This window comes from Granulicatella seriolae (assembly GCF_024543085.1).
In the GTDB taxonomy this organism is placed as follows: Bacteria; Bacillota; Bacilli; order Lactobacillales; family Aerococcaceae; genus Granulicatella; species Granulicatella seriolae.
In genome coordinates, this window is sequence record NZ_JANHNZ010000019.1 from 1 (window position 1) to 9,976 (window position 9,976).

General features: G+C 40.6%; 8 protein-coding genes. 2 read left to right on the forward strand and 6 right to left on the reverse strand.

The window, feature by feature from the left end:
• The first annotated feature begins 405 nt into the window (after positions 1–405).
• Complete coding sequence (locus tag NPA36_RS10105; protein ID WP_256945996.1) at positions 406–1,098, forward strand: SGNH/GDSL hydrolase family protein; 693 nt, start codon at positions 406–408, stop codon at positions 1,096–1,098.
• Positions 1,099–1,157: 59 nt separating this feature from the next.
• Here NPA36_RS10105 and NPA36_RS10110 read toward each other — a convergent pair whose 3' ends face one another.
• The 6 genes from NPA36_RS10110 to NPA36_RS10135 all read right to left on the reverse strand — a co-directional run bounded on the left by NPA36_RS10110 (position 1,158) and on the right by NPA36_RS10135 (position 8,595).
• A complete protein-coding gene (locus NPA36_RS10110; protein ID WP_256945997.1) occupies positions 1,158–3,083 on the reverse strand; it encodes a hypothetical protein in 1,926 nt (641 codons plus the stop codon).
• Positions 3,023–3,883, reverse strand: coding sequence for a pneumococcal-type histidine triad protein (locus tag NPA36_RS10115; RefSeq protein ID WP_256945998.1), 861 nt, complete (start codon positions 3,881–3,883; stop codon positions 3,023–3,025). Before NPA36_RS10115 ends, NPA36_RS10110 begins: the two co-directional genes overlap by 61 nt.
• Positions 3,884–5,272: 1,389 nt before the next feature.
• On the reverse strand, positions 5,273–5,704 hold the full coding sequence (aroQ, locus tag NPA36_RS10120) for a type II 3-dehydroquinate dehydratase (RefSeq protein WP_256945999.1): 432 nt from the start codon (positions 5,702–5,704) through the stop codon (positions 5,273–5,275).
• A gap of 20 nt (positions 5,705–5,724) precedes the next feature.
• Positions 5,725–6,498 (reverse strand): hypothetical protein, encoded by a 774-nt coding sequence (locus NPA36_RS10125; RefSeq protein WP_256946000.1) that lies wholly within the window; start codon positions 6,496–6,498, stop codon positions 5,725–5,727.
• Positions 6,499–7,099: 601 nt separating this feature from the next.
• Positions 7,100–8,002 (reverse strand): zinc metalloprotease HtpX, encoded by a 903-nt coding sequence (htpX, locus tag NPA36_RS10130; RefSeq protein ID WP_256946003.1) that lies wholly within the window; start codon positions 8,000–8,002, stop codon positions 7,100–7,102.
• 38 nt (positions 8,003–8,040) lie between these two features.
• Entirely contained in the window at positions 8,041–8,595 is a 555-nt protein-coding gene (locus tag NPA36_RS10135; protein WP_256946001.1) for a LemA family protein, read from the reverse strand.
• Between the two features lie 157 nt (positions 8,596–8,752).
• On the opposite strand from NPA36_RS10135, the gene NPA36_RS10140 reads away from it, so the two are divergent.
• On the forward strand, positions 8,753–9,595 hold the full coding sequence (locus NPA36_RS10140; RefSeq protein WP_256946002.1) for an SMI1/KNR4 family protein: 843 nt from the start codon (positions 8,753–8,755) through the stop codon (positions 9,593–9,595).
• Positions 9,596–9,976: the final 381 nt, after the last annotated feature.

Genomic DNA, 9,976 nt, shown 5'->3' on the forward strand with positions numbered 1-9,976 from the left:
CAAAATATCGGCACATCCAATTGGGGTAGTGCTTTTTCAAGTGCCGCTCATAGAAGATAAAAAATCCTTGTAGTTCCTTCGTCATTGTTATTTTGTATGACAAAAGGCTCCTCGTCTGAAGAGCCTTTCTTTTGCCATCACTCCTCCTTTACTTCAAGCTTAAAGGAAGTGATGGTATTTTTTACACTGTTTTTTATAGAATGTCCTTGACATGGGGTCCTCTGTACAGCTATGCTTATTCACCGTCATTTCTGATTCTGTTCTCGGAAACTCTTTTGTTTTGCTATGATAAGGACTTTTTGCCCAGCTCCAATTTCCTACCACAAATTTTCTCACTAAGTTTTTTGGGGTATAATAATTGTAACAACAAGTTAGATATGAGTAGCTTATTTAGGAGGAAATGACATGAAAATTATGTGCGTAGGAGATAGTTTAACTTATGGAAATGTTGGTTATTCTTACATACACTTCCTAGACAAAAGAATAAAAGCTGTCAATCGAGGTAAAAATGGTGACACGATAAAGGGCGCTGCCAAACGATTAAACAACATTCTAACTCATTCCAAAAATGATTGTGAAGTATATATTATTGGAATTGGAACCAACGACCTCTTTTTGCCTTATTTAAAAACTGTCTCATTGTTTTGGTTTTTACAGATGAGTATCCGTTCCAAACTAAAAAAATGTATTGAGGATGACAACGAATTTGTTGAAGAATACGAAAAGCTTTTAACCTTACTATCTCAACATAACAAACGAGTTATTTTATTCGGCTCTCCATTTATAAACCTCAAAAATTTTCCACACGAAAAATTAGTGAAAAGAAATAAAATGCTAAAGGAATTGGCACAGAAATATGACTACCCTTTTATCGATGTTTACACATTGCAAAAAGAAAAAATTGAAACAGATCATAGAGTTTATACTTGGAAATACAGATTTCTTGTCAGGGTGTTTGACGCTATTATTATGACCCTATTTCCATCAAGTAAAGACCTATTTTCAAAACTTAGAGGTTTAACTACTAGTGTTGATGGTGCACACTTGAATTCGACTTCCGCAAACTTATTAGCTCTTGAAATAGAGAAATATTTATAACGAAATAAAACACATCAAAAAAGAGAGGCTCCCTACTATAGGATAGCCTCTCTTTTTTGCTACTCTTTATCTGCCTTAAAGGTGGTCATGATGATATTTTTTGCCGCTTGTAGTGTGTTGTTTGCTGTTTTTATATCTTGGTTTTCTTTCAGGGCTACTGCTTGGTTGAAGAGTCGTGTGATGTCTGCTTGTTGCTCTGTTGTCAAGCGGCTATCGCCTTGGTTGGCTTCGATAAAGTATACCAGTTGGTCATAATTGGCTTGGTCTTGCGGATTTGTTGCTGGGGCCACTGGCGTAGTTTCTGTGTTGGCTTCCGGTTGCTTGGTCACGCTTGCTAAGAAAGCATCGACTTGTGCTTCAAGTGCTATGGCTGTTTCTCGTTTTGCTTCATCTTCGGTCAAGCCATAGTAGTCTTGTAGGAATGCCATGCGTTTTAACAGGTACTTGTCCTCGTCAATCGTTCTAATCTTTTGGTAGATTCTTTCATTTAGAACAGCCATTGTCTCTTTTTCAACAACTGGTTCTTCTGCTACCGGTGCAACAGGGTTCAAGCTGGCTAAGAATTCATCTACTTGGTTCTTTAATTGAAGCAAGAGTTCTTCTTGTTTAGCTGGATCTGCTGCGGCTTCATCCACTGTTTGGTAGGCGTTCATGAAGGTATATTTTTTCATGAAATGTGCTGATTCATCAATGGATTTAATGGTTTGGTGTAGGGCCTCTAGTCGTTGGGCTAGAGTTTGTGCTTGGTTGCTCGCTTGGTCTCCTGCACCATTTTCCGGGGTGGTTGTTGGGCTTGTGGCTTCACTTGGGCTTAGTAATGTACGGACTTGGCTTTCTAGGGCACTTAAGTCCTTAGCATTGGTCTTTGTTTCCAAGTCGTCTAGTTGGTTCAAGAATTGGATTTTTTTAATCATGTGGCTTGATTCGTCAAGTTGTTTAATGAGATAACGGACTGTGCTGAGTTGCGCTTCATAGGTGATTTCCTCGCTTGTTTTGACTAGGGATCGGCGGATTTTTGCTTCTAATTGTTCGATACGTTCTTTGAGACTGACTAGCTCGCTAGTGTGGGAGTAGCCCACTGATTCTTTGAGGTTGTTTATCTCAGATAAGTAGTTAAAGTAGTCATCCTTGGATTCCTTTGCCACTTCTTTCAAGAGGTCCAGCTTGTCCATCAGACTTCCCTTAGTGATGGTCACAGTGTCAACTGCTGGGCGGGGAGGTGTAGCAACCGGTTCATTAGTCCCCACAAGGATTTTTTCTTTTTCAAATGTGGCTAAGGCAGCTAAAAAGCCCTCTGTCGAATTGGATCCCCATGCCACATTATGATCGCGGTAATCGTCTAGCACACGGTTGATTCTGCCTAATTGACGTGAGTTATCCTCGAAACGTTTGGCTGCTAGAGCTTTCAACTCATCCAATCGCTTGGACACCACTTGGCGATTCAAGCCACCCGCAACAAAAACATCCGTAATCGGGTCAATTTTGTTGGCTAGATAAGCTTGCCATCCCTTACTTTTAATCGGGTAATCATGGGTATGGTCGCCGTGAGGTACCTTCATCATGCCGTTTTCAACCAAGATATTTCCTGGCTCGACATGGAAAGCCGCTGCTAAGGCCTTCAATTCTTTTTCGAATTCTTCTTCCAAGTCTACATTGGTATCGATGGCTGGTGTTTCTGGATTTGTCGCTACCTCACTTGGCAGTTGAATATCCGCCAACAACAAACGATGTGAATGGTCGCCGTGTGGGTAAACTAATTGGTCCCCAGAAACCTGAATCTCAGCTGGACTGATATTGTGTAGCTTTGCAAGGTAATCAATTTTTGCTTCATGAACTTTTCTTAGGTCTTCTTTAGGGGCATCCGCTGGTTTTGTGTCAGGAATTTGAGGCTTTTCTGGTGCAGGGACTTCCGTCTTTGGTGCTTCTACAACGGTCGTAGGGGGTGTTTCTTCATTGTAGACCGGTTTAGCTGGTGCTGCATCCACATCTTTTTAAAGACAAAGTGCGTGTGATTACCATGTTGCACCACATAGCCCGTTTCTGTTTCCGAGATAATATTGTTTCGGTCAAATACGAAGCGCTCTTCTTCATGAGCATCCGCCACCGGTCCGTTTGGTCTAGCCATTGGATTCCCTGCTGCGACCTGTGTGCCATTTCCCTGAACTTTTGATTTTTCAATATAGTGGAAATGGTCGCCGTGTTTCACAATATAGCCATCCTCTGTTTCAGAAACAACATCTTCTGGACGGAATTGGTAGTTGTCGTGACCACTTGCCATTTCCGAATGACCATGGTCGCCGCTCGCTCTTGTTCTCACGTTTCTGCGGATTTCCAACAGCTCTTCTTGGCTTCTAACGTTTTGAGCTAGGTCGCCATCTTTGAGATAGATTCGATATTTTCCATCGTATTTGATGACATAGCCATCTTTAATTTCGCTCACAATGTCCGCCTTATTCAGCACATAGTTCGGGTCATCCACCACCAATGATTTCAGGTAAATGGCGTCAAAAGGCACAGGTCCTTTGATGAAATGTTCATGGTCTCCATGAGCGGTTACGTAGCCATCTTCTTTTATTTTTAATACCACTTGTTGGGTATAATCAGTATGATCATCTTCTTTGTGTGTTTGTGCAGGCGACGACTGAAGTGCCTCCTTCAAAACAGTTTCTTCCTTCACCAATAGCTCTGGTGACTGAGCACGATTAGCGAACACGTAATACAAAGACCCCACTAAAAGCGTCCCACTCACACCTGCCGCTAAAATAATTTTCTTCTGATTGTTCACTTGTCTCCCACTTTCTATAAATGTATTGTAAATCGTAAACTGTACGTTTTAGAATATCGTAATGATTACGATTTGTCAATATAGTTTGTGAATTAATCTTATTGGGAAATTCAGATTATGTCTTAGGATGGGTTAGATTTCATTATAGGTCCCCTTTTATGACTAGTTAAGCTTGTATAGACGGACTAACTCTTTACGTTGTTAATGTAGCAAAAAGGCTTAGAGTCACTAGCTGATACTTCTAATCCTCTTAGTTAACTTTTCCACTTTTTTGAACGAAAAATAGGTTTTTTTCTAATGACTATTGGCTTTCTATCCAGGTGCTGGTCGAAATGTCTGTAATAAAATAAAAGCATTCTAAATCATAGAATAGTTCCCCAGAAATCTATCCGAAATGGGAACAGTGGCTTTCTTATAAACAAGGTGAGCCGAGGTCTCACTGGCTTAACTGTCTACGTGGTTGTAAATCGTCAAAAGTCAACATCCACTGTGCGTCAGCATGCTTTACACCGTTCTATAAGGATAGATTTCTGGGGAACTATTTTATTTAGTGACCATTGGGACTTTTTGCCCAGCCCCAACTCGAAAGAGATTAGAGTTAAGTGGAATTATGAGAAAATCTATCTAATTCAGTCCATTTACTGGGAATAGAACACTCCTACTCCCAGTAAAACACTAGATTTGCGCTACTTTTCTCATAATTCTTAAAAATGTCTAGCGTTATTTCTTTAATAGTGGGATTATGAGCAGAATTATGAGAAAACCTATCTAATTCAGTCCATTTACTGGGAATAGAACGCTCCTACTCCCAGTAAAATACTGGATTTGAACTACTTTTCTCATAATTCTTAAAAATGTCTAGCTTTATTTCTATAATAGTGGGATTATGAGCAGAATTATGAGAAAACCTATCTAATTTAGTTCATTTACTGGGAGTAGAGCACTCCTATTCCCAGTAAAACACTAGATTTGCGCTACTTTTCTCATAATTCTTAAAGACAGATTGCTTAATCACCTAAATAATCTGCCAATCGCTACAATAAAAAGAAATTGGACTATTATGAAAAAAATTCTCCTCCAAGTAAAATGGATAACCATCTAATCACTAAAAAATAGTCCTGTATAGGCAGCTACTATAGTAATTTTTTCAGAGCTATCCGTTTATCGTCACACAGGAAATAAAAACTCCGAAGTATGATTTGACAAAAGGGTTCCCGAAAAATAAATCCGAAATAACGGTGTTTCATCACAGTGGATGTTGGGTCTGGGCAAAAACTCCAGGCTGCCATTTAAACAAAAGAGTTTTGCGATTTAGAAATGGATTTTTTTGCTCCAGTATGCTCCAACCAAAAAAGCTACGAGAAAGGTCTCCCCTTCTCGTAGCCATTTTTACAAACTTTTCATAAGATACTCTAGTGCTAGGTGGTAGCCGGTAACGCCTAGGCCAACTATACTTCCTTGACAGGCTGGGGCGATTAGCGACTTGTGTCTGAACTCTTCACGCTGGTGCACATTGGAGATATGCACTTCGATAAATGGTGGCACAACAGAACGAATGCAGTCATACAGAGCGTAACTGTAATGGGTTAGGGCTCCCGGATTGATGATAAAGGCATGAGCATTGTGGCGCTCTGCTTGGATTTTATCTATCAAATCACCTTCGTGGTTACTCTGGAAACACTCCACGTCAAAGCCCTCTTCCAACCCTTGCTGCACTAAGTTTTGGCAAAGGGTATCATAGGTAATGCCACCATAAATTTCTGGCTCACGCTCCCCTAAGAGATTGATATTGGGTCCATTGATAACAAGAATCTTGGTCATAGGTATCCTCCAGTTCATTTTTACGAAATATAGGCTACGAGCGGTCCTTCTGTCATTTCTAGGGTCCATGTATCGCTGTCTGCGTGGTAGACAACAGCACCTAATTTGTTGTCTGCATCATAAGATTCTGGCACGTAATGGTAGTGGTCTTCGGCTAAAAATATTGGCAGGTAATAGGTATCCTCCGCCACTTCCGCTTGTTGGCTGGCAATCACGATACCTTCTTTCAGGTAAGGCATCAAATCCTTCAAGACGTCTATGTTGAGTGGGGTAAGGTCTATATGTTTATTGAAAAAGAACCGTCTGTTTTGGCGGTTAACCAGTTCCGTCATCACTTCAGTCAAAGCCTGTGCCAATAAAAGCAGAAAATGGTCGATTTTACGGTAGTAGACTTTGGTAAAGTTGTTGTCCATGGACAGGTTGATATAGTTATTTTGTAGTTTATAGAAGAATGGCGAATGCAAATGGTTCTTGGCATGCGAAATGTATAAGAGGTCGGCAATTTCTTGGGGAATCAGTTGGTGCAAGAAATCAATCGATTCAAAATCAATCCAATTGGGTTGAGCTTCTAAACTATGTCTTTGCATGGTTAAAAATTCTTGAACCTTTTCTCTGCCCTTAATACAAGGGAAACCCGAAAAGTTATCATAGACAGCCAAAGAGGAACGACCATTTAGCAGTAAAATATTTTTGGGGATTAAAGAGGCATCTTCTTGCGGAAAAATGAAAGGAATTCCACTACTTAAGATATGATTGCTGACGCTATCATAGTGTATGTAAATTTGTTGTGACACGAACGCTCTCCCTCCCTCTTTTTAACGCTAACTTCCTCTATATACAAGTTACCCTCTATTATACATGCTTCTATCCGCTAAATACAGTATTCAAAGGTTGTAAAAAGATTACATTTTCCTTTAGTGAAACGGTTTCTCCGTAATATTATAGAAATCTAGTAACATTAAGTGGATTTTATCTCATGAAGTGTAATAAAGTAAGCTATCACCAAGCCTAGCGTGATCGGGCAAAATGTCCATATCAATAAAATCTATTCCTAAATCACAAAAGAGTTTCCGAGAAATCTATCAGAAATAACGGCGAAAAAGCATAGCTGACGCACAGTGATTATTGGGGCTGAGCAAAAAGTCCTTGCTGCTATTTAAACAAAAGAGTTTTGCGAAAATCTTACCAGAAATAACGGTGAAAAGCATAGCTGGCGCACAGTGGATGTTTCGGCTTTAGCCGATTACAGCCACGTAGACAGCTAAGCCGTGAGACCAAGGCTCACGGCGGTGCCACCGTTCTCATTTCTGATAAGATTTTCGCAAAACTCTTTTGTGATTTAAAAATAAATATTAGTCATTATGGACATTTTGCCCAGCCACGCTAGGTTTGTGCTTACATCGCCTCTAGTCGACTGATACGGTTTTCTGTACTTGGGTGGGTTGAGAACAATGAGTCTCGTCCACTTGATTTTTTGAATGGGTTGCTGATATACATAGTTGCGCTCTGTGGGTCAGCCTGCTTCATGGCTGGTCCTTCTGAAATTTTTCGCAGCGCTGAAATCAGACCGTGTGGGTTTCTAGTGAAATCCACCGCTGTAGCGTCCGCCAAGTATTCCCGGTTTCGCGACAAGGTCAATTGAATCAAGGTTGCCATTAGCGGCCCTAAAATAATAGCCAAGAGCGAGAGAACCAACATGACAATAGCTACAACTCCACCGCCCTTATCATTATCACTGCTTCTACGGCCACGCCCTCCAAATAGGAAGAAGCGAGAGCCAATTTGCACTAAGATAGAAATGACTGCCCCCAAAGCAATAGCGATGGTTTGCAGACGAACATCGTAGTTTCGGATATGGGCAAACTCGTGAGCAATAACCCCTTCTAATTCTTCACGGTTAAGGGTGGTCAACAAACCTGTCGTCACCGCAACCGCCGCCTTTTCAGGAGATGAACCAGTGGCAAAAGCATTTGGTGATGGGTCGTCAATGACATATATTTGCGGCATAGGGACTTGTGCAACAATAGCCATATCGCCAACAATATTCCATAAAGCTGGGTATTGACTGTTATCGGTAATGTGATGAGCATTATTGAGTCGCATAACGACGGAGGTTGACTGCCCAATCATGACCCAAGAATAGAGGGCTCCTCCGACAAGAGCAATCACTATTCCTATACGTGGATCGTTCCATGCATAGTAACCAATAGCCGCACCAATTAGTAAAAATAAGCCAAGGTAAGCCAAAATAACTAGAACGGTTCTTCGTTTGTTTTGTGCAATTTGTTGATGAAGTATGCTCTTCACCCTCTTTCTTTAAAAATATTTAGTCCTAATTAGAATTTTACTTCTGGAACTTTACGAGCTTCTTCAGGGGTTTCTAACAAGACTTCTTGTGTGAAACCAGCCATATTTGCAATGAAATTGGTAGGAATGGTTTGTAGTTTAATATTGTATTTAGCAACACTTGAATTATATAATTGACGTGCATAAGCAATTTTATTTTCAGTGTTAGATAATTCTTCTTGTAGATTTAAAAAGTTTGTATTTGCCTTTAAATCTGGGTAAGATTCTGATAAGGCAAAGATTGTTTTCAACGCACCTGTCAATTGGTTCGATACTTCCATGGTTTCTTGTGGACTTGCATCTCCCATATTGGTTAACTTATTACGCATTTCAATCACGCGTGTCAAGGTTTCTTGCTCATGTTTAGCATAGCCTTTAACCGTTTCAACCAAGTTTGGAATTAAGTCATTTCGACGTTGCAATTGCACATCGATTTGTGCCCATGCTTCCTTCACCCAGTTTTTTAATTTAATTAAGTTGTTATAGGCAGAAACTCCCCATAGAACAACAAGTACGACAACACCTAAAATAATCCATATAACCATTTTCAACACTCCTCTTCTTCTGTTTAGTAACTATCTGTATTATAGCAAAAAATCTTGTTTGGAGAGTAACGATATCCCTCCATGACCCTATCATACACCAATTAGCACCCCTCTTCATCCTACCTAAGACTTAATTTTTCAAGAAAGTGAGGCCCATATGATTCAAGATTCCCTAGTTTCTCCCATCCCACAGGAACCATTTGATGAAAATGACCGACAAATTCATTCCGATATCCGATTGAGTGATTTACCAATTTCCTATCTTGGGCTCCTGAAAAATGACGGGGCAGGCTACTTAACCAAGACCAAGCTGCCTACCATAGAACCCACCCGTGATGGACTGGATTACGTGCTCCTCAACGGCATCTATGGCTGGACAAGTGGTACAGACTTTCCATCCATCTATGCCAAAGAGTTCCAGCCCCAAGAAACCGGTCTGCCACCTTACTTCGTGGCCTTTTTTGTCGATGATAACAAATGGTTCTGTTTTGATTATTCTGCTTCATTTGTAGATGGTTCTTTTGATGCAGATAGTGTTAGTCCGCCTTCCATTCGCCTGATTGACCGTGAAATGGACCAGTGGCTGTGCTTGGCGGATAGCTTTGACCAACTGTTGGCTATGCTAGAGGTGGCTCCCTTGCTAGACGAAAGCCTGCTAGATATCAGCCCTGATGCTTCCTTTTCCTTGAGCTATCACCAAGGGCAGGCTAGGTTGGGCAGTAGTCGGAATGCGGCTGAGTTGGCTATGTTGCTAGACTATTACCAAGATTTACCAAAAAAGAGCTGGTATCTTGCTTGGCTGCGCTGGCTCTTAGTAGAGCGCGTTGAGTTTCAAGGCATGATTGCCGATGCGCTTCTTTTCCAGCTAGACTACTTGTATGGGGACATCCTACAAGAGGGGCAAGCTTCGAGGGAAGAGCTGAGATTGTTGTTGGAAACCGCACAGAGCCTGTCGCTGGACGACTTGAGTTCTGCTTTGCAAGAACGGTTGAGTGAGTGATGTAGTTTAAAGAATCGAGTCTCTACAAAAGCTGACTAACACAAGAATGAGTTTGAGCTCATACTTGTGCTAGTCAGCTTTTCTACTTTTTTTAAAGCGAGTCATTTATTTTTTACAAAGAAAACTCATCTAGTCTTTACTACTATGATTAACTTTTGAATAGTCAGTTCTTGTTAATGTATAGGTCAATTCAATAAAATTTGATTCTCGCAGTGAGTCAGTCTTCTTTTTCCCGTTAAGCTAAAGTTCAATTTATTAACTAAAACTTGAAACATCAAAAATGCCTATAAACCGCATAATATCAAGCAAAGGAACCATAAATTTAGTTTCAAGCAATCATTTTCAACTGGTTTTGTGTTGCCTTAGGCAATTTTTGGATAA